The 24945-nt window shown below is 68.3% G+C and carries 25 protein-coding genes and 1 pseudogene; 9 read left to right on the top strand and 17 right to left on the bottom strand.

Annotated elements, in window-relative coordinates; all coding sequences use genetic code 11:
• The gene (locus ACTIEY_RS05180; RefSeq protein WP_439518020.1) at nucleotides 1–981 is read right to left on the bottom strand and encodes a PhoH family protein; all 981 of its coding nucleotides are present in this window, start codon (nucleotides 979–981) and stop codon (nucleotides 1–3) included.
• A gap of 29 nt (nucleotides 982–1010) precedes the next feature.
• On the opposite strand from ACTIEY_RS05180, the gene ruvA reads away from it, so the two are divergent.
• The 3 genes from ruvA to ACTIEY_RS05165 are packed head-to-tail and all read left to right on the top strand — an operon-like array spanning nucleotide 1011 to nucleotide 4328.
• A complete protein-coding gene (ruvA, locus tag ACTIEY_RS05175; RefSeq protein ID WP_439518019.1) occupies nucleotides 1011–1589 on the top strand; it encodes a Holliday junction branch migration protein RuvA in 579 nt (192 codons plus the stop codon).
• Nucleotides 1590–2642, top strand: coding sequence for a Holliday junction branch migration DNA helicase RuvB (gene ruvB, locus ACTIEY_RS05170; RefSeq protein ID WP_439518018.1), 1053 nt, complete (start codon nucleotides 1590–1592; stop codon nucleotides 2640–2642).
• Between the two features lie 39 nt (nucleotides 2643–2681).
• A complete protein-coding gene (locus ACTIEY_RS05165) occupies nucleotides 2682–4328 on the top strand; it encodes a rhomboid family intramembrane serine protease (protein WP_439518017.1) in 1647 nt (548 codons plus the stop codon).
• Here the strand turns inward: ACTIEY_RS05165 and ACTIEY_RS05160 are convergent.
• Nucleotides 4318–6057, bottom strand: a complete 1740-nt coding sequence (locus ACTIEY_RS05160) for a lysoplasmalogenase family protein (RefSeq protein ID WP_439518016.1) — start codon at nucleotides 6055–6057, stop codon at nucleotides 4318–4320. The two genes, ACTIEY_RS05165 and ACTIEY_RS05160, sit on opposite strands and share 11 nt — an antisense overlap.
• Before the next feature lie 98 nt (nucleotides 6058–6155).
• On the opposite strand from ACTIEY_RS05160, the gene ACTIEY_RS05155 reads away from it, so the two are divergent.
• Nucleotides 6156–7220, top strand: coding sequence for an SPOR domain-containing protein (locus ACTIEY_RS05155; RefSeq protein WP_439518015.1), 1065 nt, complete (start codon nucleotides 6156–6158; stop codon nucleotides 7218–7220).
• Here ACTIEY_RS05155 and ACTIEY_RS05150 read toward each other — a convergent pair.
• On the bottom strand, nucleotides 7208–8383 hold the full coding sequence (locus ACTIEY_RS05150; RefSeq protein WP_439518014.1) for a DSD1 family PLP-dependent enzyme: 1176 nt from the start codon (nucleotides 8381–8383) through the stop codon (nucleotides 7208–7210). The two genes, ACTIEY_RS05155 and ACTIEY_RS05150, sit on opposite strands and share 13 nt — an antisense overlap.
• On the bottom strand, nucleotides 8367–9014 hold the full coding sequence (locus ACTIEY_RS05145; RefSeq protein ID WP_439518013.1) for a histidine phosphatase family protein: 648 nt from the start codon (nucleotides 9012–9014) through the stop codon (nucleotides 8367–8369). Before ACTIEY_RS05145 ends, ACTIEY_RS05150 begins: the two co-directional genes overlap by 17 nt.
• A gap of 78 nt (nucleotides 9015–9092) precedes the next feature.
• Between ACTIEY_RS05145 and ACTIEY_RS05140 the strand changes: the two genes are divergently transcribed.
• A complete protein-coding gene (locus tag ACTIEY_RS05140; protein ID WP_439518012.1) occupies nucleotides 9093–11453 on the top strand; it encodes a hybrid sensor histidine kinase/response regulator in 2361 nt (786 codons plus the stop codon).
• A gap of 7 nt (nucleotides 11454–11460) precedes the next feature.
• Here ACTIEY_RS05140 and ACTIEY_RS05135 read toward each other — a convergent pair whose 3' ends face one another.
• The 5 genes from ACTIEY_RS05135 to ACTIEY_RS05115 form a co-directional block, all read right to left on the bottom strand.
• On the bottom strand, nucleotides 11461–12129 hold the full coding sequence (locus tag ACTIEY_RS05135; protein WP_439518011.1) for a DUF4136 domain-containing protein: 669 nt from the start codon (nucleotides 12127–12129) through the stop codon (nucleotides 11461–11463).
• A 30-nt stretch (nucleotides 12130–12159) separates the two neighbouring features.
• Nucleotides 12160–13077 carry a tRNA 2-thiocytidine(32) synthetase TtcA gene (gene ttcA, locus ACTIEY_RS05130; RefSeq protein ID WP_439518010.1) on the bottom strand — a complete coding sequence of 306 codons (918 nt, stop codon included), beginning with the start codon at nucleotides 13075–13077 and terminating at the stop codon, nucleotides 12160–12162.
• Between the two features lie 20 nt (nucleotides 13078–13097).
• On the bottom strand, nucleotides 13098–14285 hold the full coding sequence (locus tag ACTIEY_RS05125; protein ID WP_439518009.1) for an ATP-binding protein: 1188 nt from the start codon (nucleotides 14283–14285) through the stop codon (nucleotides 13098–13100).
• Between the two features lie 92 nt (nucleotides 14286–14377).
• Nucleotides 14378–14752, bottom strand: a complete 375-nt coding sequence (locus ACTIEY_RS05120; RefSeq protein ID WP_439518008.1) for a dihydroneopterin aldolase — start codon at nucleotides 14750–14752, stop codon at nucleotides 14378–14380.
• Nucleotides 14753–14757: 5 nt separating this feature from the next.
• Nucleotides 14758–15549: an SDR family oxidoreductase gene (locus ACTIEY_RS05115; protein ID WP_439518007.1), complete on the bottom strand. Its 792-nt coding sequence runs from the start codon at nucleotides 15547–15549 to the stop codon at nucleotides 14758–14760.
• Nucleotides 15550–15578: 29 nt separating this feature from the next.
• Here ACTIEY_RS05115 and ACTIEY_RS05110 point away from each other — a divergent pair, with 29 nt between their 5' ends.
• From ACTIEY_RS05110 to glk, 4 genes are read left to right on the top strand one after another with little or no spacing between them, the layout of a single operon-like run.
• Entirely contained in the window at nucleotides 15579–16694 is a 1116-nt protein-coding gene (locus tag ACTIEY_RS05110; protein WP_439518006.1) for a class I SAM-dependent methyltransferase, read from the top strand.
• A gap of 8 nt (nucleotides 16695–16702) precedes the next feature.
• Complete coding sequence (locus ACTIEY_RS05105; protein WP_439518005.1) at nucleotides 16703–16897, top strand: DUF2905 domain-containing protein; 195 nt, start codon at nucleotides 16703–16705, stop codon at nucleotides 16895–16897.
• 60 nt (nucleotides 16898–16957) lie between these two features.
• Nucleotides 16958–17401 carry a thioredoxin TrxC gene (trxC, locus tag ACTIEY_RS05100; protein WP_439518004.1) on the top strand — a complete coding sequence of 148 codons (444 nt, stop codon included), beginning with the start codon at nucleotides 16958–16960 and terminating at the stop codon, nucleotides 17399–17401.
• A gap of 57 nt (nucleotides 17402–17458) precedes the next feature.
• Nucleotides 17459–18436 carry a glucokinase gene (glk, locus tag ACTIEY_RS05095; protein ID WP_439518003.1) on the top strand — a complete coding sequence of 326 codons (978 nt, stop codon included), beginning with the start codon at nucleotides 17459–17461 and terminating at the stop codon, nucleotides 18434–18436.
• A 7-nt stretch (nucleotides 18437–18443) separates the two neighbouring features.
• Here glk and ACTIEY_RS05090 read toward each other — a convergent pair whose 3' ends face one another.
• The 8 genes and pseudogenes from ACTIEY_RS05090 to ACTIEY_RS05055 form a co-directional block, all read right to left on the bottom strand.
• Complete coding sequence (locus ACTIEY_RS05090; RefSeq protein ID WP_439518002.1) at nucleotides 18444–18860, bottom strand: hypothetical protein; 417 nt, start codon at nucleotides 18858–18860, stop codon at nucleotides 18444–18446.
• 90 nt (nucleotides 18861–18950) lie between these two features.
• Nucleotides 18951–19865: a mechanosensitive ion channel family protein gene (locus tag ACTIEY_RS05085; RefSeq protein ID WP_439518001.1), complete on the bottom strand. Its 915-nt coding sequence runs from the start codon at nucleotides 19863–19865 to the stop codon at nucleotides 18951–18953.
• Nucleotides 19866–19934: 69 nt separating this feature from the next.
• Nucleotides 19935–21317, bottom strand: a complete 1383-nt coding sequence (gene otsA, locus ACTIEY_RS05080; protein WP_439518000.1) for an alpha,alpha-trehalose-phosphate synthase (UDP-forming) — start codon at nucleotides 21315–21317, stop codon at nucleotides 19935–19937.
• Nucleotides 21318–21343: 26 nt separating this feature from the next.
• Nucleotides 21344–21550: pseudogene (locus tag ACTIEY_RS05075) on the bottom strand (trehalase-like domain-containing protein); the annotation flags it as partial.
• The gene (otsB, locus tag ACTIEY_RS05070; protein ID WP_439517999.1) at nucleotides 21547–22287 is read right to left on the bottom strand and encodes a trehalose-phosphatase; all 741 of its coding nucleotides are present in this window, start codon (nucleotides 22285–22287) and stop codon (nucleotides 21547–21549) included. The pseudogene ACTIEY_RS05075 and the gene otsB, both read right to left, overlap by 4 nt.
• A 104-nt stretch (nucleotides 22288–22391) precedes the next feature.
• On the bottom strand, nucleotides 22392–23672 hold the full coding sequence (locus ACTIEY_RS05065) for a multifunctional CCA addition/repair protein (protein ID WP_439517998.1): 1281 nt from the start codon (nucleotides 23670–23672) through the stop codon (nucleotides 22392–22394).
• A gap of 52 nt (nucleotides 23673–23724) precedes the next feature.
• Complete coding sequence (locus ACTIEY_RS05060; RefSeq protein WP_439517997.1) at nucleotides 23725–24414, bottom strand: glutathione S-transferase family protein; 690 nt, start codon at nucleotides 24412–24414, stop codon at nucleotides 23725–23727.
• 188 nt (nucleotides 24415–24602) lie between these two features.
• Nucleotides 24603–24941, bottom strand: coding sequence for a metal-sensitive transcriptional regulator (locus ACTIEY_RS05055; protein WP_439517996.1), 339 nt, complete (start codon nucleotides 24939–24941; stop codon nucleotides 24603–24605).
• Nucleotides 24942–24945: the final 4 nt, after the last annotated feature.

The following is a 24945-nucleotide window of genomic DNA, read 5'->3' as shown; positions in this document are numbered from 1 at the left end:
TCAGGTGGCGGTGCGACGCGCCCGCTTGGGCGGGGGCGCATCCTCTGGCGCTGGCGTGCGCGCGTCGTAGGCGTCCACGATGCGCGCCACCAGCGGGTGGCGCACCACGTCGGCGCTGGAGAGGCGGGTGATGGCGATGCCCTGCACGCGTTTGAGCACCCGCTCGGCATCGATCAGGCCACTGAGTTCGGTGCGTGGCAGGTCGATCTGGCTCACGTCGCCGGTGACCACCGCCTTGCTACCGAAACCGATGCGCGTGAGGAACATCTTCATCTGCTCCACCGTGGTGTTCTGGGCTTCATCCAGGATCACGAAGGCGTGGTTGAGGGTTCGCCCGCGCATGAAGGCCAGGGGCGCAATCTCGATCTGCTGGCGCTCGAACGCTTTCTGCACCTTGTCCGCACCCATCAGGTCGTACAGCGCGTCGTACAAGGGACGCAGGTAAGGGTCCACTTTCTGGCCCAGGTCGCCCGGCAAAAAGCCCAGTTTCTCGCCCGCTTCCACGGCGGGGCGCGTGAGCACGATGCGCTGCACCGCGCTGCGTTCCAGCGCGTCCACAGCGCAGGCCACCGCCAGGTACGTCTTGCCGGTGCCGGCGGGACCGATGCCGAAGGTGATGTCGTGCGTGGCCATGTTCTCCAGGTAACGCGCCTGGTTGGGCGTGCGACCGCGCACTTCGCCACGCCGCGTCTGCATGGCCATGGCGCCATCGCCCGGATCGGCCAGCGCGGTGTCGCCGCTCAACATGAGCTGCACCTGCTCGGCGGGAATGGGCTTCTTCGCCATTTCGTAAAGCGCCTGCAAGGTCTCCAGCGCCTGGTTGGCCCTGGCCTTGGGTCCCTCGATGCGGAATTGCTCGAACCGGTGCGCCACCTTCACCTGCAACGCCGCCTCGATGCTGCGGATGTGGCTGTCCATGGGGCCGCACAGGTGCGCCATGCGCGTGTTGTCGGGCGGTGAGAAGGTGTGTCTGAGAATCAAGCCGATAATTCCTCGAAAAGGATACCTCGATGATAGGCAAGTTGACCGGCACGCTGCTGGAGAAAAACCCGCCCCAGATCCTGCTGGACTGCCACGGCGTGGGCTACGAGGTGGACGTTCCCATGAGCACCTTCTACAACCTCCCGGCCACCGGCGAGAAAGTGGCCCTGCTCACGCACTTCGTGGTGCGCGAAGACGCCCAGATTCTCTACGGCTTCGGCACCGCCCCCGAACGTGAGGCCTTTCGCCAGCTCATCAAGATCAGCGGCGTCGGCCCACGCACCGCGCTCTCGGTGCTCTCGGGCATGAGCGTGGCCGACCTGGCCCAGGCCATCAGCGCGCAGGACAGCGGCCGCATCGTCAAGGTGCCCGGCATCGGCAAGAAGACCGCCGAACGCCTGCTGCTCGAACTGAAGGGCAAACTGGGTGCCGACCTGAACCTGCCGGGCGGCGGCCCCGCGCAAAGCGATGTGCAGAGCGACATCCAGCAGGCCCTGATGGCGCTGGGCTACAGCGACAAGGACGCCGCGGCAGCGCTCAAGGCCCTGCCCAAGGATGTGGGCGTGAGCGAGGGCATCAAACTCGCACTCAAGACACTGGCCAGGTAAATGAGCATCCAGACCGACGATTTCGCCCCTGTTCCGCGCGTGGTGTCCGCCGCGCCGGCTTCGCCGAAGGAAGAGGCCATCGAGCGCGCCCTGCGGCCCAAGCTGCTCGACGAATACGTGGGTCAGCTCAAGGTGCGCGAGCAACTCGAGATCTTCATTGGCGCGGCGAAGAAGCGCAACGAGGCGCTGGACCACGTGCTGCTGTTCGGGCCACCGGGCCTGGGCAAGACCACGCTCAGTCACATCATTGCGCAGGAACTCGGCGTGAACCTGCGCCAGACCAGCGGACCGGTGCTGGAGAAGCCCAAGGACCTGGCCGCGCTCCTGACCAACCTGGAGCCCAACGATGTGCTCTTCATCGACGAGATCCACCGGCTCAGCCCGGTCGTCGAGGAAATCCTGTACCCCGCGCTGGAGGACTACCAGATCGACATCATGATCGGCGAAGGCCCGGCGGCGCGCAGCATCAAGCTCGATCTGCAGCCCTTCACCCTGGTGGGCGCCACCACGCGCGCCGGCATGCTCACCAACCCGCTGCGCGACCGCTTCGGCATCGTCGCGCGACTGGAGTTCTACACGGCCGACGAACTCGCGCGCATCGTCAAGCGCAGCGCGGGGCTGCTCAACGCCCCCATGGACCCCGAAGGCGGTTTCGAGATCGCGCGCCGCTCGCGCGGCACGCCGCGCATCGCCAACCGACTGCTGCGCCGCGTGCGCGACTACGCGGACGTGAAAGGCAGCGGCACCATCACCAAAGACATCGCCAACCTGGCGCTGGCCATGCTCGACGTCGACCCGCAAGGCTTCGACCTGATGGACCGCAAGTTGCTCGAAGCCGTGATCCACCGCTTTGATGGCGGACCGGTGGGGCTGGACAACATCGCCGCCAGCATCGGCGAGGAGCGCGACACCATCGAAGACGTGATCGAGCCCTACCTGATCCAGCAGGGCTTTCTGCAGCGCACGCCGCGCGGGCGCATCGCCACGCTGGCGGCGTACCGGCATCTGGGCGTTGCGCCGCCGAGCGGAGCAGGAGAATTGTTCGTCGAGTGAAGAATCGCTTCCTGAGAGAAGCAACGGGGGAGGGAAAACATGGAAGTCGGTGCAGACGGTACCCAGGTGTTTCGCGCGGCCCGTGGCGGCGCGATGGTGTGGCTGGCGGGGCTCATGGCACTGCTGGCTGCGGGCAGCGTGATGGCCGGGCTGGCCGCGCCGCGCGGGTGGGGTTTGATCCTGGGAGGCCTGTTCTTTGGGGCGATTTCCTGGCTCGTGCTCCGAAATGTCTTCACACGCGAACCTGTGCTGGTCGTGGGGCCAAATGGCATTGGCGCCTACATGTTCAAGGGGCACACCGTGCCCTGGAGCGACGTGGAGGACATCGAGATCCAGTCCATCCAGGGCCAGCAGTCCATTCAGGTGGTCCTGCATGAAGGCGCCGCTTCCAGGGCACCCACCCGTCGCTGGTTGAATTCGGGCACGAAGCGCGGCATTCCGCTGGGGCTCCTGCGTGCGGCCGACCGCAAGCGGGCGGTGGACGCGCTGATGCAGGCTTTCGGGCAACACGCGACGGTGCAGGCGCTGGCCGCTGCCGGCAAAGGGCTGGAAGCGCTCCGGTCGGACGAAGCTTTCGAGGCGCGCCTGCGTGCCCTCACGCCCGTGCCCTGGGCGCTCTACGCCGTGACCGCGATCAACATCGGTGTGTGGCTGCTCAACCTCCTCGATGGCATGAGCCCTGTCAAGCCGGCGTCGGCCGAGCTGTTCGCGTGGGGCGCCAATTCCGCTTCGGCCGTGGTGCGCGACGGCGAGTACTGGCGACTGATCACCGCCACCGCGCTGCACGGCGGCGTGATGCACCTGCTGCTCAACCTCTACGCGCTGTGGGTCGCGGGCGGGCAGGTCTGCCGCTGGTTCGGCAATGGCCAGTTCCTCATGATCTATCTGGGCTCTGCGCTGGCCGGCAGTGCGCTGAGCCTGCATTTTTCGGCGTTGCAGTCGGTGTCGGTGGGCGCCTCTGGCGCGGTGTTCGGCGTGCTGGGTGCCTTGCTGGTGGGTGTGGTCCAGCACAAGGAGCGCCTGCCCAAGGGCAAGCTGCAGCAGCTCCTGACCAGCCAGGGCCTGTTCGTCGTGTTTGCGCTGGTCCAGGGCTTTGGCAAGCAAGGCATCGACAACGCCGCTCACGTGGGTGGCCTGCTCGCCGGGGCAGCCATGGCATGGGTGCTGATCGAGATGGTGGACGAGCAGGCCAGCGCCGCCCAGCGTCGCTCGCGGCAGTGGTTGGCGACGCTCGCGGTCGCACTCGCCGTGGTGGGGCTGGTCTGGCAGGCCAAGCCGGGCGTGGACCACCGGATGCTCTTTGGCGCGAGCAGCGCGATGAACCAGATACTGCCCCGCATCAGCGCGGCCGAATCGGCCTTGCAACAGGACGCCAAGGCCGTGCAGGCGGGACGCATGAGCGAGGCGCAGCTGCTGGAGGCGATGACACAGCGCCACATACCCGCCTACCGCGACATCCACCGCACCCTGCTGGCCATCGGCCCCGCGGAATCGCTGCCCGGCCTGGGTGACCTTCAGACGCTGTACGCCATTACCGTGGAACTGATGACCCTGGAAGTGGACAAGCACCAGGGGCGCATCGACGCAGCGCACGCCGATGGGCGCATGGCCTCCCTGAGGACGCAGCTGGAGGCTGTTCGTGCGCGCCTGCAGCAGCGCCAGGCGGGCAAGGCCGTCAAGCCGTGACGGCGTGGACGCGTGAAGTCGGCTGACCTGCTGAAATCGCGTGGCTGCGCAGCATGCCGGCCACGATCAGGCACTGCGCCGCGTAGTACGTCCCCAGCACCCAGACCTGCGACATGGGCAGCGGCGTCACGAAGCGGTTGATGGCCAGCAGGGTGTCGCTGAGCATGAAGCACACCGCGCCTACGGCGACCAGCACCGACGGCTTGTGGCGAAGCACGGTGGCGCGCCCCACGGCCTGCGCCGCCATCACGGCGATGGCCACCACATAGGCGGCGACGGGGCCGCGCAAGCCTTCTGGCAGGCCCCCGAACCACAGCACCGCGTACATCGCGCCGGCGACGGTGCTCACCACCAGCAGCGCGCTGCGGCTGGGCAGCCAGCCGGCGTCCTGGCGGAACAGGGCGATGTAGGCCAAATGGGCGAGCAGGAAAGCCACCAGCCCGGGGATGAAGTACCCCGGGAACATGAGGAAGACGTCGCCGGCCAGCGAGGCGGCGAGTGCGGCCAGCAGCCAGCGCATGCCACGCGGGCGGGCCTGGAGCACCACCGCCATCGCCACCAGCATGGCCAGCGGCTTGAACACGCGGTGCAGCTCCACCCAGCCCAGCGCAGCGCAGGCCATGGAAAGGGCCCCGCACTCGATCAGCAGCGCCTCGCCCATGCCGATGCGGCCCTGCATCACCGCACCGATGGCCCACAGGGACACCAGCAGCACGGCAAACACCACCGCGCTGCGCGCAAGAGGCCAGCCGTCGGCGAACCACAGGAAACCGGCCACGCCGCCGAGCAACAGCGCGAACTGCGCCGCGGAAAACACCTGCACGCTTCGCGCCATGGGCGGCGCGTAGCGCTGCACCGCTGCCAGGTCGAATGCCGGGGACGGGAAGCGCTCGGCCACGTCGGCGGGTCGCCAGCCCGGCGGCTTGAGCCACACGCGCAGCTTGTCGGCCCAGCTTCGCGTGTGCCACGAATCCTTGAGCAAGCCCCAGTACACCTCGCCGTTGGCCCAGAGCGGGTCCCAGCTGTTCAGAGGCTTGCGCGTGCCATACACGCACTTCTCGTCCTCTTCCTTGAAACTGCCGAAGAGGCGGTCCCAGACGATGAGGATGCCGCCGTAGTTGCGGTCGAGGTAGCGGTCGTTCACGGCGTGGTGCACGCGGTGGTTGGACGGGCTGCAGAACCAGCGGTCGAACCAGCCGAGCTTGCCCACCTGCTCGGTGTGCACCCAGAACTGGTAGAGCAGGTCGATGAGCGCGACCACGCCGAACACCAGCGGCGGCACACCAGCCACCGCCATCGGCAGGTAGAACACCCAGCCCAGCAGGGCGCCCGAGCTGGTCTGGCGCAGCGCGGTGGAGAGGTTGTAGTCCTGGCTCTGATGGTGCACCACGTGCGCGGCCCAGAACACGGCGGTTTCGTGCCCCGCGCGGTGCAGCCAGTAGTAGCAGAAGTCGTAGAAGACCAGGGCCAGCAGCCAGCCCGCCCAGGTGGTCCAGAACGGGTGGTCGGGCCAGATCGCCACGGTTGAATAGACGGCGGTGTAGATGCCCACGCGCAGCAGCCGGGTGAACACCGCGCTGATCTGGCTGAGCATGCCCAGGCCGATGCTGCTGATCGCATCGTCGAGCCGGTAGGTGTTGCGCTGGCGCTTGATGCCGATGGCGTATTCCACCGCGATCAGGGCAAAGAAGACCGGCGTGGCCAGCACGATGATCTGGCTCGGGCTCATGGGGGGCGTGTCCTGCGGCGTGGCATGCGCGCATTGTGGCCAGATTCGCGGTGGTGCGAGGCTGGCAACAACCCGCATGCCCCATGCCAGAATCGGGCATGTCCGCCCCCTCGCAGCCCGCCGCGATCGCCCCGGAGAGCGCCACCACCGCGCTGTACCGCGCCGCCCTTGGCCCGGTGAACACGGCGCACTACCTGACGCTGTTTGCCCGTTTCGACGAGGCCGGGCGCGCCAGCCCGTCGTGGAACTGGGCCGCCGGCCTCGTCACGCTCAACTGGCTGGCGTTTCGCCAGGTGTGGCTGGCCGCCCTGGTCTACGTGGCGTGCGCCGAAGGGCTGGCGCTTCTCATCCTGGGTGTGGCGCGCCGTTTCCTGCACTGGCCACCGGCAGTGGAATGGGGCGTGCTCGGCGCCTTGCTGGCCTTGTGCATTGCCATACCCGGAGCCTATGGCAACGCCTGGCTGCACGCCGACACCCGTCGCCGCATGACGCGGGCCGTGCGCGAAGCCCGCACCGTGCGGGAAGCCTGCGACGCACTGGCACAGCAGGCCAGCACCCGGCGCAGGCTCTGGAGCCTGGTCGCGCTCAACGGCTTGCTGATCATCGCGCTGGTGGTCGGGTACCTGGCGTGGTCGCGCACGCCGACGCCCGACAGCGCGCCCTCCGCGCTCAGCGAGCCCGCCGCACCCGATGCCGTGCCGCAGGAGCCCGCCGTGCCACCGGCCCCGGCAGCGTCGTCAGAACCCGCGGCCAGTGTGGCGACCGAACCCGTTGCGCCTGCGGCTTCCGGGCCCGTGCCGGTGGAAGTCACCCTGCCGCCCGAAGTGCGCGTCGAGCCTTCGGCTTCCGAACTCCTGGTGGAGGTGCCGCCGCCGATCCTGGCGCCGGTGGTGCCCAAGGCGGCGCCCGCTGAACCCGCTGGCGCCGCCTCGGCCCGGGCATTCGGCATCAACGTCGGGCTGTTTGCCGACCCGGTGAACGCGGAGAAGGCCCTGGTCCGCCTGCTGGAAGCTGGGTTGCCGGCCTTCACGCAGACGGTGGAAATGCCCAGGGGAACGCGCACCCGGGTGCGCGTGGGCCCGTTCACCAGCCGGGCGGAGGTCGACGCCGCGGCCGAGCGCATCCAGGCGCTCGGACTGGACGCCCAGATCTACCAGCCGTGACCGCGCGCGTCCACGGCGACGATGCGTTCCACGTGCCCGGCGGCGAGACCGCCGCGCACGCCCACCATGAAATCGTGCAGGTTGACCGTGGGATCGCAGTGCCCGGGCACGAGCCACACCGTCTCGCCGAGCTCGGGTAGCGTGGCGCCGGGGCCGAAGGCGCGCAGCAGGCCGTGCTCGTCGCCGCCGTTGGCAAAGGCCAGGCCGCCGGGAAACCACACGGCGGGCAGTCCGCTGTCGATGGCGTGGCTCTTGTGGCCGGCGTCGCACACGGCGTGCTGGGCGCTGCGGCTCATGACCTGGCTCTTGACGAAGAGCGCGTGCTCGAACACGGGCGCCTGGGGTGCGGGTTCGTTCAGCGCGTAGTCGGCATCCATGAACAGGTAGGAACCCGCCTGCAGTTCCCCCCACACGCGGCTGGACGCTTCCAGCACGAAGGTGCCCGTGCCGGCGCCGGTGATCAGGGGCACCGAGAAGCCGCCGGCCTGCAGCCGCTCCCGCGCCAGGGCGGCCGTCCAGGCGGCCTCGCCAATGGCCTGGGCGCGCTCGGCCGGGTTGCGGCGGTGCTGCGCGGCGCCATGGTAGGCCTGCAGGCCAGCGAAGTGCAGCACCGGGTTGGCCAGGATGCTGTGCGCCAGCACCACGGCGGCTTCGCCCGGGGGCACGCCGCAACGGCCATGGCCCACGTCGATCTCGATGTACACGTCGATGCGGTGCTCGCCGCGCACGCCCGCATCGGTGAGCGCGTCGGCCAGCCGCGCGACGCCGAGTTCGCTGTCGACCACCAGCCCGAACCGCGTCGGCAGGTCGCGAACGGCTTGCGCGAGCCGACGCAGCTTGTGCGGTGCGATCACTTCGTTGGTGATGAGCACGTCGTGCGCGCCCGCGTGCGCCAGCGCCAGCGCCTCGTCGGTCTTCTGCACGCACACGCCCACCGCGCCATGCGCCACCTGCAGGCGCGCCAGCTCGGCGCTCTTGTGCATCTTGGCGTGCGGCCGCAGGCGCAGACCGCGTTCCCCCGCGAAGGCCGCCATGCGGGCCAGGTTGCGGTCCATGGCGTCGAGGTCGATCACCAGCGACGGCGTGTCGACCACGGCCACGCCCTGGCCGATCCAGGCCCGCGCGCGGTCCCAGCGCGAAACGTGGTCAGGCGCTGTGTTCATCGAGCGGGTTTCCTGTTTCGACCTGCAGGTGCTGGGTGTCGCCCCAGCCCACCAGGCTTAGCCCCTCGGGTGACCAGAGCAGGCGGTTGATGCCGGTGTTCGGCAGTTCCCAGCTGCGCGGCGCCTGAAGCTCCAGCCGCGTGGCAGCGCGGTACAGCATGTCCAGCACGCCACCGTGCGCCACCATCAGCACCTGTTCGCCGGGGTGGCGCGCGGCCAGGGCGAGCACCGTGGGGATCACCCGCAATTGCAACTGGTGCAGGGACTCCCCGCCTGCGGGCGCGAAGTCGGGCATGCGCTTGCGCCAGGCCAGCGCTTCGGTGGGCCAGCGCTGTTCCAGGTCGGCCCAGGTGTGGCCTTCGAACTGGCCGAAATGCCGCTCGCGCAGGCCGGTGTGTGGAATCACCGGCAGTCCCTTGACACGGCCGACCGCCTGGGCGGTCTCGAAGGCGCGGCCCAGGTCGCTGGCGTAGATCGCGGCAATCGGCTCGTCCTTGAGCGCGTGGCCCAGCCGTTCCGCCTGCCAGCGGCCACGCTCGTTGAGCGCAATGTCGGTGTGGCCCTGGATGCGCGTGTCGCGGTTCCAGGCGGTTTCACCGTGGCGCACGGCCAGGATGCGGGTGATCTGCAAGGCAAACTTTCGGGGAGGGGTCGGACAGCGGCGACTTTAGCGGGTCGGCAGGGCAGGGGATGCGACACAATTCGCTGCATGACGCCATCGCCGCCCGACGGGGATTTTTCCACCCTTTTCAATTTTCTGCCGATCGGGGCGTATCGGAGCTCCGCCGACGGGCACATGATTCGCGCCAACCAGGCCCTGGTGGCGCTCAACGGCTATGCGAGCGAGGCCGATCTGCTCGAAGGCGTGAAGGACATCGCCATCGAGTGGTACGTGGAGGCGGCGCGGCGGGCCGAGTTCAAGCAACAGCTCGAGCGCGATGGCTTCGTGCGCGGCTTCGTCTCTGAAATCTACCGCCACAAGACGCGCGAGCGGGTCTGGATCAGCGAGAACGCGCACGCCGTGCGCGATGCGGCCGGCGTGCTCCTGTATTACGAGGGCACGGTGGAGGACATCACCGAACGCATCCGCAGCCAGAAGGCCCTGCGCGAAAGCGAAGAGAAGCTTCGGCTGATCACTTCGCAGGTGCCGGGCATGGTGTTCTCGGTCTTCGTCAAACCCGACGGCCAGCGCGAATACCACTATGTGGGCCCGGGCGTGCGCGACATCTATGGCTTCGAGCCCGAAGACCTCATGCGCGACCCCTTGCTCGCGTCCCGCTACCGCCATCCCGACGACCAGGCCATCCTTGAACAGGACATGCAGGACATCCAGAAAGGACCGGTGGACCTCGGTGGCGAATTCCGCATCGTGCTGCCCGATGGCAACGTGAAGTGGGTGTACCGTCGCTCCTATGCGGTGACGGTGGGACCGGAGGGCACGCACCGGGTGGGCGTGCTGCTCGACATCACCGCGCGCAAGCAGGCCGAAGCCGCGCTGCACGCCAACGAAGCGCTCTGGAAACTCGCGCTGGAGAGTGCGGGCGATGGCGTGTGGGACTGGAACCTGGTCACCGGGGAGGAATTCTTCTCCATCGGCATCAAGCGCATGTTCGGCTACGAAGACTCGGACATCGAGAACCTTTCGGCGGAATTCGACAGCCGCACCCATCCCGACGATGTTCCGCAGATGCGAGCCGACCGCGCAGCCCACTTCGAGGGCCGCGCCGCGGTGTACCGCAACGAGCACCGCATCCGCTGCAAGGACGGCAGCTGGAAATGGGTGCTCTCGCGCGGCATGGTGATTTCCCGCGACGAGGACGGGCGTCCCCTGCGCATGGTGGGCACGCACACCGACGTCACCGAGCACAAGCTGGCCGAGGCCCAGCAGCGCGCGCTGGAGATGCAGCTGCGCGAGTCCCAGAAGATGGAGGCCATCGGCACGCTGGCTGGTGGCGTGGCGCACGATTTCAACAACCTGCTCGCCGCCATCCTGGGCAACCTCGTGCTGGCGCGCGAGGACGTGGGCGAGGGACACACGGCGCAGGAAAGCCTGACCGAGATCAACCGCGCGGCCATCCGCGCGCGCCAGCTGGTGCAGCAGATCCTGACCTTCAGCCGTCGCCAGACGCAGGAGATGGTGCGCCAGCCCCTGACGCCGCTGGTGGAGGAAGCGCTGGGCCTGCTGCGTTCGCTCCTGCCCGCCGGCATCAAGCTGGTGGCGCGGCTGCCGGGCCGCAGCCTGCCGGTGCTGGCCGATGCCACACAGATGCAGCAGGTCTTGATGAACCTGTGCACCAACGCCTGGCAGGCCATGGACGGGCAGGCGGGCGACATCACCGTGGCGCTGCGCCCGGTGAGCCTGGACGCGTCGAAAGCCCTGCAACTGGGTGGTGTGCCCAGCGGCGCCTACGCCTGCCTGAGCGTGGCCGACAACGGGCCGGGCATGGACGAAGACACCCAGCGCCGCATCTTCGAACCGTTTTTCACCACCAAGGCCCCCGGTGCGGGGACTGGCCTGGGCCTGGCGGTGGTCCACGGCATCGTCAAGGCGCACCGCGGCGCCATCGAGATCCAGAGCCGCCCGGGCGAAGGGGCGCGGTTCGACGTGTACCTGCCCCTGGCCCCGGACGCGGCACCGGACGACACGCCTTCGCGCCCCGCGCCGTCCACGCCGCCGCCGGCCACCGCGCCTGGCAAGCACGTGATCTACATCGACGATTACGAAGCGCTGGTGTTCCTGGTGGGCCGACTGCTGCGCAAGCAGGGCTACCGGGCCAGCACCTTCGAGTCGGGTGAGGCGGCGCTGGACTGGCTGCGTGCCCATCCGCAGGAGCCGGTGGACCTGGTGGTGACCGACCAGAACATGCCCGGACTCTCGGGCGTGGAGGTGGCGCATCTCGCGCACGCCCTGCGACCGGGCCTGCGCGTGGCCATCGTCTCGGGACACGTCAATGACAAGCTGCTGGCCGAGGCGGCGGAGGCCGGCGTGCACGAGGTGCTGGGCAAGCAGGACAGCATGGACGCCCTGGGTGAAGCGATCCGCAAGCTGCTTGAGCAGCCCTCGACCTGAGCAGGGGTCAGCGCGGCACTTCGATGTCGACCTGGCGCAGGCCCTCGGGCGGCGTGGGGAAGCCCCGCAGGGCCGCGTCCAGCATGGCCGACCACAGCGGGTTCGAGCTGTGCCAGCGCCCGTCGTGCGCGGCCCGGGTCTCGTACACCACCTGCCCGCTGGCAGCGTGGCGCACCACGATGCCCACCTGGCGCTGGTAGTACGGCGTCTCCACGCGCATGAACATCATCGGCGGCGCAAAGATCACCTGGCCGGTGCCGGTCACGTAGTAGTCGCGTCCGGGAAAGCCGAATCCCGGTCCAAAGCCCCCCCATCGGTCGTACGGGTCTTCCCAGGGCGCGCGCGGCAGGCGCAGCGTGGACGCCGTGACCTGCACGGTCCAGGGCGCGGCCGTGCCCTCGGCAGCGCGCGTCCAGCCGACCCTGGCCAGTGCCAGCGCAGTCAGGTTCTCGAGTTCGTCCTGGCTGCTGGCACCCGGCCCCTGCCGCTGCGAGGGCAGGCGGTCGAAACGGTAGACCTGCGGCGCCTGCGGCACGGCCGCGGCGGTGGGGGGCGCCCCGGTGCGTTCGCCCCAGCGCGCGAAACTCTGCACCTGGTTGTCCACCAGGAACACACTGGCGCAGCCGCTCAGCGCGAGCAGGGCCAGGCCGGAAATGAAGGTGCGAATCCAGGTCATGAAGCCTCCCAGGCCCTGAAGCGGGCGAATTCAGTGTTGGGTCGAAATGGGTATGACCGAGCGCGCACCGCCCGCGTTCCCGACATTTACAAAGCGTTCCGCCTCGACCTCAGGCGGCGCGACGGGTTCGTCGTCGAAGGCCTTGTCGCCCTGCTCGTCGGGCTCGCCCGTGGCCTCCAGGCGGGCAAACGGATGCAGCGCTCGGTCCATGAGGTGGCTGGGCACCACGTTCTGCAGCGCGGTGAACATGTTCTCCACCCGTCCGGGGTGCTTCTTTTCCCAGTCCTGCAGCATCAGGCTCACCTGCTTGCGCTGCAGGTTGTCCTGGCTGCCGCACAGCGTGCAGGGAATGATGGGGAACTGGCGGATCTCGGCCCAGCGGGCGAGGTCCTTCTCGGCCACGTAGGCCATGGGACGGATCACCACATGCTTCCCGTCGTCGCTCACCAGCTTGGGCGGCATGCCCTTGAGCTTGGCGCCGAAGAACATGTTGAGCAGCAGCGTCTGCAGGATGTCGTCGCGGTGGTGGCCCAAGGCGATGCGGGTGGCGCCCAGTTCGCTGGCCACGCGGTACAGGATGCCCCGGCGCAGCCGACTGCACAGGCTGCACATGGTCTTGCCCTCGGGGATCACGCGCTTGACGATGGAATACGTGTCCTGGTTCTCGATGTGGAACGGCACACCGAGTTTGGTGAGGTAGGCGGGCAGGATGTCGGCCGGAAAGCCAGGTTGCTTCTGGTCCAGGTTGACGACGATGAGCTCGAAGCGCACCGGCGCGCGCGCCTGCAGCTTCTGCAGGATGTCGAGCATGCCGTAGCTGTCCTTGCCGCCCGAGAGGCAGACCATCACGCGGTCGCCTTCGCCAATCATGTTGTATTCCACGATCGCGCGACCGACCTCGCGGCACAGGCGCTTTTCGAGTTTGTGGTTTTCAAGTTCGGTGTTCATCGGTTTCCTTTTTCCGGCCGCTATCGCCAGGTCTCACCCGGCATGATGCGCTGCATGAATTCGTCGAACATGGGCACGGTGAACGCCGTGTCGCCATGGGTCGGGCTCCAGACCATGCCCTTGGTGATCAGCGAGCTGCGGGTGGGGGCGAGTGAAGAGACCTTTTCGTCCAGGCAGGTGGCGATGTCGCCCGAGCGGTGAGGCCCGGCGCCCAGCGCGGCCATGGCGCGCAGGTATTTCTTTTCCTTGGGCGTGCAGCGGTCGAAGCGCACCCGGAAAAATCCTTCGTCCAGCGCGGCCACCGCCGTCACGCTGGCCTTGCGGACCACGTCGACGCCAATGGGGCTGCTGTCTGCGGCCAGCCAGGTGTGGCTGCCCCAGGCCTGCAGGAAGTACGCATAGCCCTGGCTCAGGCGCAGGATCTCCTTGATCGCCGCCGGCGTGATCTCCACACCTTCGTCGCGCAGCGGCTTTTCAATCGCCTGCGATGCGGCCTCGTTGGGCAGCGCGCCGATCTCCGGGAAATCAAACAGCCGCTCGGCATACGACTTGGCGTTGCCCAGCTGACCGCGCAACTGCGGCAGGCCCGCACCCACCAGCACCACCGGCAACTGGCGCTGGGCGGTGCGGTGCAACGACGTGATCAGCGCGGCCAGTTGCGCCTCTTCCACGTATTGCAGTTCGTCGATGAAGAGGGCGAGTGCGGTGCCCGCTGCCTTCGCCGCCAGGCCGACCTGCTCCATCAGGGCCTGCAGGTCGTGTTCCAGATCGCCGTTGTCCGCGAGACCCGGCTCGGCCTCGTAGTCGATCCCGACCTCGATGTCGTTGTAGGTCACCTTCAGACGGCTGGCGAAGCCGGCCAGCGCGCGCAAGCCGCGGATGGCAAACGCCTTGGCGGCTTCCGTCTGGCTGAGGCGCAACAGTGCCTGCCGCAACTGGGGTGCCAGCAGCGCAGGCAGCGAACGGCCTTCGGGCGCTTCCAGCCGCACCGTGTGGATGCCGGCGGCCTCCGCGTCATCCCGCACGCGGTCGAGCAGCACCGTCTTGCCCACGCCGCGCAGCCCCACCAGCATGGCGCTCTTGGCGGGGCGCCCGATGCGCGCGCGCTCCAGCGCGATGCGCAGCGACTCGCGAAGCGCATCGCGGCCCGCCAGTTCGGGCGGCGGCGTGCCTGCGCCGGGCGCGAAGGGGTTGCGGATGGGGTTCATGGAGGGCGATTCTACTGAAATTTGAAAAGTTACAAAAAATTCATAACTTGTCAAATTTCAGTTGATCCCGACTGGGGCGGACGGTGAGTCCTTCACCAGCTGCCGCTCTCCATGCGGATGGCAACTTCACAGTCGTCAAAGATCTCGAGCTTGGCGATCTTCACGCGCACGCCGATCACGCCCGGCAACTGCATGAGCCGGCGCGTGAGCTTGCCGATCAGGCTCTCCAGCAGGTTCACGTGTTCGGCGGTGCACTCGTCGATGATGATCTGGCGCACCTTGCGGTAGTCCAGAACGTGGCCGATGTCGTCGTCGTGCGGCAGCAAGGGCTGCGTGCCCTGGTTGAGTTCGGCGTCCACCTGGATCGGCTGCGGCGTGGACTTCTCGTGGTCCAGGATGCCCAGGTTGGCGTTGAAGCGCAGACCGGTGAGCGTGAGGATCTGCGTTCCCGCAGCGGTGGCGTTCATGGGCATCACATCAGGGAAAAATCGCGCTCGAAGCGCATCAGGTGCTGGCCGCCGTCCACCAGCAGCGTGGTGCCGGTGATGGAGCGGTTGTCCAGCGCAAAAGCCACCGCAGCGGCCACGTCCTGCGGCGTCGACGAGCGGCCCAGGGGCGACTGGCGGTGAAGCTCGGCGAACTTCTCGTCGCTCAGCAGGTGGCTGGTCAGCGTGAGGCCGGGTGCCACGCCCACCACGCGCACGCGCGGCGCGAGTGCCAGCGCCAGCATGGTGTTGGCCGCCTCCAGCGCGGCCTTGGACAGCGTGTAGCTGAAGAAGTCCGGGTTCATGTTCCAGAGCTTCTGGTCCAGCAGGTTCACCACCGCGCCATCTGCGCCACGCGTTTCCACATGTGCATGCAGTGCCTGTGCCAGCAGCACGGCCGCCCCGGTGTTGGCGCGCAAATGCTGCTCCATGGCCGCAAAGCCGAAGCTGCGGGCGCTGTCGTGTTCGAACGTGGAGGCGCTGTTGACCACGGCGTCCACCTGGCCGAATCGGGTAGTCACGGCGGGCAGCAAGGCGCGCACGCTCGCCTCGTCGCCGAGGTCGGCAAAGAAGGGATGGGCGCTGTCGGCGCGGCCGTTCAGGGCCTGGCAGTCGGCCGCGGTCTGGTGCGCGTCGTCGGCGGAGTGGCGGTGGTGCACCGCCACGTTCCAGCCCGCCCGCGCCAGCGTCAGCGCGATCTCCCGGCCCAGGCGCTTGCCCGCGCCAGTGACCAGCACGGTGCGCGGGGAAGCCTGGGAAGCGGGAGCAGCGCTGGACATGACGGACAATCCGGGAGGTGCAAACCCCCATGGCAACAGAACCCGAGAGTGTAGCGAGCCCCCTTCTGGCGCGGGTGGCACAGGCCATCGAACACGCCGGCGGCTGGCTGCCGTTCGACCGCTTCATGACCCTGGCGCTCTACGAACCCGGCCTGGGCTACTACGCCAACGATTCGGCGAAGTTTGGCCACCTCCCCCGTGACGGCAGCGACTTCGTGACCGCGCCCGAGCTCACGCCGTTGTTCGGCCACACGCTGGCACGCCAGGTGGCGCAGGCGCTGGCGGCCACCGGCACCGACGAGGTGTGGGAATTCGGCGCGGGCAGCGGCGCGCTGGCCCGACAGGTGCTGGATGCGCTGACGGTGCAGGGCCAGGCGCCGGCGCGCTACACCATCGTCGATCTCTCCGGCAGCCTGCGCGAACGGCAGCGCGCCAACCTGGCTGCGCATGAAGGCCGCGTGCACTGGGTCGATGCCCTGCCCGAACGCATGAGCGGCGTGGTGCTGGGCAACGAGGTGCTGGACGCCATGCCGGTGCAGCTGCTGGTGCGCCTGGCCGGCGTGTGGCACGAGCGCGGTGTGGCACGGGATGCCGAGGGCCGGATCGCGTGGTCCGATCGTGCGACCGCTCTGCGTCCGCCCCTGGAGGTGCCGGGCGATCACGACTACCTCACGGAGATCCACCCCCAGGGTGAAGCTTTCGCGCGCACGCTGGCCGACCGCCTTGAGCGCGGCGCGGCCTTCCTGCTGGACTACGGTTTCCCCGAGGCCGAGTACTACCACCCGCAGCGCGCCATGGGCACGCTGATGTGCCACCGGGGCCACCGCAGCGACGGCAACCCGCTGGTCGACGTGGGCTTGAAGGACATCACGGCCCATGTGAACTTCACCGGCGTGGCCCTGGCCGCGCAGGACGCCGGGCTGGACGTGATCGGCTACACCAGCCAGGGCCGCTTCCTGCTCAACTGCGGCCTGCTCGAGCGGGCGCACGGCGCCGATGTGCGCCAGAACGCCATGATGCAGAAGCTGCTCAACGAACACGAGATGGGCGAACTCTTCAAGGTGCTGGCGCTGGCACCCGCGGCCAGCGCGGAAGGCTGGGTGCCCCTGGGCTTCGCCGCTGGCGACCGGTCGCACCGGCTCTGAGTGACACCATGATCCGCTGGATGATCGTCATCTTCCTCGCCCTGCTGCTGATCAGCTGGTTCACGCCGCTGCTGCACAAGCTGGGTTTCGGCAAGCTGCCCGGCGATTTCCGATTCAGGGCCTTCGGGCGCGAATGGTTCCTGCCGGTCACCACCACCATCCTGCTCAGCTTCGTGGCGAGCCTGATTGCGCAGGTGATCTGAGCCGGCTTGAATTCCGCCGCAAGGCGGCCATCTGGATGGGAATCCCTTCCTGGAGCCCGCATGAGCACCGATTCCCTGCACGTGGTCTGCCCCCATTGCCACACCACCAACCGCGTGGCCCGCGACGCGCTGTCCCAGGCGCCCGACTGTGGCAAGTGCCACCGCCCCTTGTTCTCGGGCCTGCCGGTGGCGCTGGACGAGGCCGGGTTTGAACGGCACGTTGCCCGTTCGCAATTGCCGGTGCTGGTCGACTTCTGGGCGCCCTGGTGCGGCCCGTGCCGCGCCATGGCACCCCAGTTCGAAGCCGCCGCGCGCGAGCTCGAGCCGGGCATGCGACTGGTCAAGGTGAACACGGAGGAGGCTCAGGCCCTGGGTGCGCGACTGCAGATCCGCAGCATTCCGACGCTGGCCCTGTTTGTCGGCGGACGGGAAATTGCTCGCCAGGCGGGTGCCCTCGGGGCGGCCGACATCGTGCGCTGGGCGCGATCTCACCAGAGCGCCTGACGAGCTCGCGCGCGACGCGGTATGGTGTGGTCTTCCCAAGCCGCAGCCATCGCCACCATGTCTTCTTCCACGCCTTCTGCCCGCCTGCTCGCTGACGTCGGTGGCACCCACGCACGCTTTGCCTGGCAGGCAGGCGCTGGCGCTCCCATCGAACACGTTCGCGTGTTGCGAGTGGCCGAACATCCAAGCCTGCAGCACGCCATGCGCAGCTACCTGGACGAACGGGGCGCCGGGCAGCCTGGTGCCGCCGCCATTGCCATGGCCAATCCGGTCACCGGCGACGCGGTGCGCATGACCAACCACCATTGGTCGTTCTCGCAGGCCGCGCTGAAGGCCGAGTTCGGCCTGCACACCCTGCGGGTGCTCAACGATTTCACCGCTCTGGCGTTGGCGCTGCCCCACCTGCCTGCCCATGAGTTGCGCCAGGTCGGCGGCGGGCCGGCGCAGCCGGACGCGGCCATCGGTCTGCTCGGCGCCGGCACCGGCCTGGGCGTGTCGGGCCTGTTGCCCGATGGCCGCGGGGGCTGGGTGCCGATCCAGGGTGAGGGTGGACACGTCACGCTGCCGGCTCTCACGCCGCGCGAACGCCTGGTGATGGACGGTTTCCATCAGCGGCATGGCCGTGCTTCCGCAGAACGCATGCTCAGCGGTCCGGGCCTGCTGGACACCTTCGGGCTCCTGTGCGAGGCCGACCGCACCAGCCCTGCCGGCCTGGATAGCGCCGCCGCTGTGAGCGAGGCGGGGCTGGCGGGCAGCCACCCGCAGGCCCTGGAGGCGCTGAGCATGTTCTGCGCCCTGCTCGGCGTGGTGGCGGGCGATCTCGCGCTGATCCTGGGCGCGCGCGGCGGCGTGTACGTCGGGGGCGGCATCGTGCCCCGGCTGGGCGCGTGGTTCGACGCCTCGCCCTTTCGGGAGCGGTTCGAAGCCAAGGGGCGTTTCCAGGCTTACCTGGCCGCCATTCCCGTGTGGGTGATCACCTCGGCGCAATCGCCAGCCCTGATCGGGGCGTCGCACGCGCTGGACGCCGTGGCCTGAGTCGCGCTCAGCCGTTGTCGTCGTCGAGCTTCCACGTGAAGCCGCAGCGCTTGCAGCAAACCGGCACCCAGCCGGCGTTGGGCCGGTGCTGGGCTTCCACCAGTTGCAGCTGCCCGTACGCCTTGCACTGCGCACAGTTGGCCTGGTTGGCCATTTCTTCGGCGTGCATGAGCAAATAGAGGTAGCGGCGCAGCGCCCAGAGCGAAATGGCGCCACAGATCAGGATGAAGGCAAAGTCCATGATCTTCTCGCCCGTGCTGCCGCCGCCGATGGCCTCGAAGCTGGCCAGCAAGGCCACCACCGAGAGCAGGGCCAGCAGCATGTGCGCATGGCTGGAGAGCAGCTCGCGCTCGTACCACTTGCGAAAACCCACCCGCCGGATGCCTTCCGCCAGCGTGCGATTCAAGGGGTTGCGGGCGGCCATGGTGGTGGGGAGTGTGTGCCGCATGGTGGCACACAGCGCCTGGGCGCACCAGCCCCGCGCACCGATATCCCACGGCCACCGTGGGATTCCTCAGCCTTCCTGGGCCTGCTGCAACTGCTGCAGCGGGAACGCAGGCGCCTTGCCCTCGCGGTCCTGCCCGGCGTAGACCGTGAGGTGCGGGTAGGGAATCTCGATGCCCTGGGCGTCGAACGCCGCCTTGAGCCGGCGCAGGTATTCGCGTTTCACACCCCACTGCTCCAGCGGCATCGTGCGAATGCGGCAACGGATGATCACCGCCGAGTCCGCCCAGTTGTCCACCCCGGCAATCTCCAGATCGCCAATGATGCGGGACAGGAAGGCCGGGTCGGTTCTCATCTGTTCTCCCACCTCGCGCATGACATCCATCACCTTGTCCACGTTCTCGCGGTAGGCGACACCGATATCCATCACCGCATTGCTGAAGCCGCGTGACATGTTGATCACCGTGGTGATGGTGCTGTTGGGAACGTAGTGCACGTTGCCGCTGTAGTCGCGCAATTGCACATAGCGCAGCGTGACCTCTTCGACCGACCCCGAATGGTTCCCGACCTGCACGACGTCGCCCTGGCGGATCTGGTTCTCCAGCAAGAGAAAGAAGCCCGTGAAATAGTCCTTCACCAGACTCTGGGCGCCAAAGCCAACGGCCAGTCCGACCACGCCAGCGGCACCCAGGATGGGCGCCACAGAGACGCCCAGCTCGGCCAGAACCAGCATGGCGGTGATCAGGCTGATGACCACGGCAATCAGGTAGCGCACGACCCGACCAAGGGTCTCGGCGCGCTTGGCCGACTCGCGATCGTCCATGCGCGCCGAGATGCGCTCCCGGAGACGACGCACCGCTCGCTGCAGCACGCCGGTGATGACCCAGGCAGCGAGCACGATCACGGTCACGCGAATTGCGATCGTGGCGAAACCGCCAAAGACGCCCCACCATCGGGTGGCGAGGTCGAGAAACTGGTCGTTCATCTTGGTCTCCTGAAAAAGAAAGCAAAGCGGGCGCCGGCCTTGCGACCGGCGCCCGCGGCGAGGATGGATTTACGGAGCGGGAATGGCGGCGAGCGCGTTCAGGAAGCGCTCGCGCCACCAGTGCACGTCGTGTTCACGAATGCCGGCCAGCAGGGCCTGATGCCGGCGCTGGCGTTCTTCCAGCGGCATCTGCATGGCGCGCTGCATGGTCTGCGCGGTGCCTGAGGTGTCGTAGGGGTTGACCAGCAGGGCGTCGCGCATCTGCTCGGCGGCGCCGGCAAACCGCGAGAGCACGAGCACGCCGGGGTCGTCCGGGTCCTGCGCGACGATGAATTCCTTGGCGACGAGGTTCATGCCATCGCGCAGCGGCGTGACGAGCGCGACGCTGGCTGCGCGGTACAGGCCGGGCAAGCGCTTGCGCGCCACGCTGCGGTGGATGTAGCGCACCGGCATCCAGTCCAGCTCACCGTGGTCGCCATTGATCGCGCCGCACAGGCTTTCCAGTTCCTGTTTCAGCGCGGCGTAGGCGTCGACGGATTCGCGGCTCGGCGCGGCGATCTGGATCAGCGTCGCGCTGCCGAGGTTTTCCGGGTAGTCCTGCAGCAACTGTCGAAACGCCTTGAGCCGCTGCGGCAATCCCTTGGAGTAGTCCAGCCGCTCCACGCCCAGCAGCAGGCGGCGGCGCGAGTACTCGGTGCGCATCTGGTTGAACATGTCCTGCGACTCGCGGCCTTTGCCCAGTCCGACGAATTCGTCCACGTCGATGCCGATCGGGAAGGCCTGCACCTGCAGCGTCTTGCCGTACGCGCGGAATTCGTGCTCTCCCAGGATGTCGGCCGAGGTCTCGGTGCCGACGTAACGCGAGAAGTGCGCCACGTCGGACTCGCTCTGGAAGCCGACCAGGTCGTAGGCGAAGAGGCATCGCATGAGCCAGTCGTGCGCCGGCACGGCGGCGAGGATCAGCGGCGGTGGCAGCGGGATGTGCAGGAAGAAGCCCATGCGCTGCTTGCAGCCCATGGCGCGCAGTTCGGCAGCCAGCGGGATCAGGTGGTAGTCGTGGACCCAGATCACGTCGTCGGGCTGGAGCAGGCTGGCCAGCTTGTGCGCGAACATCTGGTTCACTCGCCGGTACCCACCGATGTAGCCGGCGTCGAAATCGGCCAGGTCGAGCCGGTAGTGGAACACCGGCCAGAGCACCCCGTTGCTGTAGCCCAGGTAGTAGCTGTCGTGGTCCTCCCGGCTCAGGTCCACGGTGGCGAGCTGCACCTTGCCGGCCTGTTGCAGATGCAGGTCGCCTTCGCCTGGCGTGCCGTCTTCCACCACCTTGCCGCTCCAGCCGAACCAGAGTCCGCCCGACGATTCCAGCGCCTGGCCCAGCGCGACGGCCAGGCCGCCCGAGGCCGTCTTGCGCGGATCGGCGACGCGGTTGGAGATCACAACCAATCGGCTCATGCGAAAACCTCCGTGTGCCAATGCCTTGTCCAGAGATGCTCGGCGTCGTCACCTTCTAGCAGGGCATGGAACACCGGATCGCCATCGAAGCGCGGCAGGCAGCTCCACACCACGCGGCCATGCGGATCGACGAGCGCACTGAATGCGCAGTTGCCCACCACGCCGAGCGAGAGCGAAGCAGGGGCGGGCGGGGCGAAGCCGCGCGGAGCAGAGGGCATGTCGTCGGGTTTCATGGGGTGGCAGTCTGGACGTGCAGCGATTCGGAAAGCCAGCTCCGCAGGGCTTCGGGGTTGTCGCAGCGGTGAACGGCGCAGGTTGGTCCATCGCCCACCTTGATGCCCGCGCCGCCCAGCCGCTGCACCACTTCGAATCCGGCCTCGTCGGTGACGTCGTCACCGGCAAACACCGGTTCGCGGCCGGCAAAGGGCGCCTCCTGCATGAACGCCTCAATGGCCTTGCCCTTGCTCACGCGCACGGACTTCACCTCCACCACGGCCTTGCCTCGCAGCAGTTGCAGTTCGGGGTCGCTGGCGATGGCCGAGGCCAGGGTGGTCACGCACAGCGCTTCCAGCGCGGGCGCGAGGCGGAAATGCAAGGCCATGGACGTGCGCTTGTGTTCGACCAGCAGGCCCTCGTGCCGTGCCGCGATCGCATGCGCGGCCTCCAGCGCCGCGGCCAGGCCGAGCGGCTGGGCCTGTTCGAAGAGGCCCAGGGCGGACTCGCGCAGCGCCCCGTGCTCGAAGGCCGCTGGCCAACGCCATGGGGAGAGCATGGGTTCGATGTCGTGGCGTGCGCGGCCGGTCACCAGCGCGAGCGCGCCGTTCAGCCGTTCGTGCAGTCTGTCCAGCAGGGGCGCCAGGTCCAGGGGGACCACCACCGAGTCGGGCCGTTGGGCCAGGTCGGCAAGCGTTCCATCAAAGTCCAGGAACAGGGCCGAGCGGTCGGTCAGCAATGTCGGTAATGTGCTCATCAAGCCGATACCGTAACAGACGCGGCGAGGCGCTAGAACGGGCACGGGTTTGACCGAGCGCTGCGGTGCGGGACTTGTTGCCCCACTTGCGCTTTGTTTCGCGCTCAGTCTGGCGCGGCCAGGCCCATGCCTGCGGCCAGTGCCTTCACGCGGGCACGCTGGATGCGCTCACCCACCCGGGGTCCCGTCAGGCCTTCGGCCTGGGCCTGCGCGGCAACAACGGCGGTGTCCACCGATTGCGCCAGCGCCAGCGCCTGCGCGAGCCGGGTTCGCTGGGGGTAATCAAGGTCGGCATGCCCCAGCCGACCGCGCCCATCGCACTCGCAGGCCAGCAGGACATCGTGGAAGCGGGAAGGCTTGCGCAGCGCATCGCAGCGCTCGAGCAGCCTCACCAGTGCCGCCGCGCCCAGTTCGCCGCTGCGGTGGATGTTGCCGTGCTCGCGCGCCACCACGTCGGCGAGTTCGCGGCATTCCAGCGGCACGCGCCAGCGATCGCACACCTGCCTGAGCAGCTTCGCACTGCGCGCTTCGTGCCCGATGTGCCGAGGCAGCGCCTCCACGGGCGTCGTTCCCTTGCCCAGGTCGTGGCACAGGCAGGCAAAGCGCGTGGGGAGATTCGCGCCCAGCCGCGCGCTCATGTCCAGCACCATCATCAGGTGCACGCCGGTGTCGACCTCGGGGTGGTACTCGGCGCGCTGGGGCACGCCCCACAGTCGGTCCACCTCAGGGAGCAGGCGCAAGAGGGCACCGCAGCCGCGCAGCACCTCGAACATGCGGCTGGGCCGCTGCTCCATCAGACCGCGAGAGAGTTCCTGCCACACGCGCTCGGCCACCAGGTGATCGACCTCGCCGTGCTCGACCATCTGGCGCATCAGCAACCCGGTCTCGGGAGCGACGGCAAAACCGGGGAAGCGTGCGGCGAAGCGCGCCACCCGAAGGATGCGGACCGGGTCCTCGGCAAACGAGGTGGTGACATGGCGCAGCACGCCTTCGCGCAGGTCGCGCAGGCCGCCGTGGGGGTCGATCAACGGTGCGCTCGCCGGGTCGCCGGCCTGCTCGGCAGCGACGGCCATGGCGTTGATCGTCAGGTCGCGCCGCGCGAGGTCGTCTTCCAGGGTGACGCCCGGTGCAGCGTGGAAGGCGAAGCCGTGGTAACCCGGTGCGGTCTTGCGCTCGGTGCGTGCCAGCGCGTATTCCTCGCGGGTCTGCGGGTGCAGGAACACGGGAAAGTCACGGCCCACCGGCAGGAAGCCCTGGTTCACCATCTCCTCGGGCGTGGCACCCACCACCACCCAGTCGCGGTCCACATGGGATGCTTCGGGCACCTGGGCGTCGCGCGCCATCAGCGCGTCGCGCACGGCGCCGCCCACGAGGTAGGTTTTCATGGGAGTCAGTTTAGGGGCAGTGACCCGCGCAGCGCTTTGGCGTGGGTCGCAGTCACCGGCCCAGTCGGTACGGCTCGTCGAAATCGATGAAATCGTGTTCTTGCAGCGCATCCCGGATCCAGGCCTGCACGCCGGGCAATGCCGTCACGCGGGCCACATAGGCCGCCAGATCGGCGGGCACCGGCAGGCCGTAGGTGTTGATGCGCATGCAAACGGGTGCGAAATACGCGTCGGCGATGGTGAAGTCGCCAAACAGCAGGCTGCCTTCAGGCCGGGATGCCAGCAGTTCGCTCCACATGCCGCAAAGCCGTGCCACGTCGGCGCGCACCTCGGGCTTGTCGCGCCAGATGAGGCGGCCCACGTCGGGCAGCGAGGCCTCGATGTTCATGGGGCAATGGTTGCGCAGCGCGCCAAAGCCGCTGTGCATCTCGGCACAGACGCTGCGGGCGCGAGCGCGGGCCTTCGGGTCTTGAGGCCACAGGCGCTTGTCGGGAAATGTCTCGGCGACGTACTCGGCGATCGCCAGCGTGTCCCAGATGGCGAAGCCATCGTCCACCAGCACGGGCACCTTGCCCAGCGGGTTGACGGTGCGCAGCTTGCTCTTGAAGGAAGAGTCGCCGGCGAACGAGTCGAACCGCACCATCACCTCCTCGAACCCGATGCCCGCCTGCTTGAGCAGCACCCAGGGGCGCATGGACCAGGAGGAGTAGTTCTTGTTGCCGATGTAGAGCTGCAATGCCATGGGATTCCTCTCGTTGAATCCCGGCATGTTAGTGGAGCCCGCCGCGGCATTGATGCCAAACGAGGGCTCCACTGATTCACTGCACAGCGAGTGCGCGGAGGCCCTGCCGCCGGGCCGCCCCAAGGCGGGCCCAGCCCCCTCGGGGGGCAGCGACCCGCGCAGCGGCGCAGCGTGGGGGCTTCAGGTCCCTAGGCGTATTTCTCGAGAATCCGGGTCGAGCGCTCGACCTCCCGGAAAGCCTCGACCTCCGAGGCCGAGTCCGAGACCGCTTCCATGACCGTGCAGGCGATCATGCGGTAGAAGGCCTTGTCCATGGCCTTGCGGGCGGCCGACATCTGTTGCGCCACGTCTTCGCACGGCCGGGCGTTGTCGACCATCTCGATCAACCCACGCACCTGGCCTTCGATGCGCTTGAGTCGGTTGATCACTTCGCGCTGGTGTTCGGTGCGCACGCCGTTGTGGCTCTGCAGCACGCTGACAGGGCGGGACGGCGTCGGGAGCGGGGAGGGTACAAGGCTGGCGGTCATGGGC

This window comes from Hydrogenophaga sp., assembly GCF_051858985.1.
Lineage (GTDB): Bacteria > Pseudomonadota > Gammaproteobacteria > Burkholderiales > Burkholderiaceae_C > Hydrogenophaga.
The sequence above is the reverse complement of the archived record's forward strand: the minus strand, read 5'-3'. Positions and strand labels throughout refer to the sequence as shown.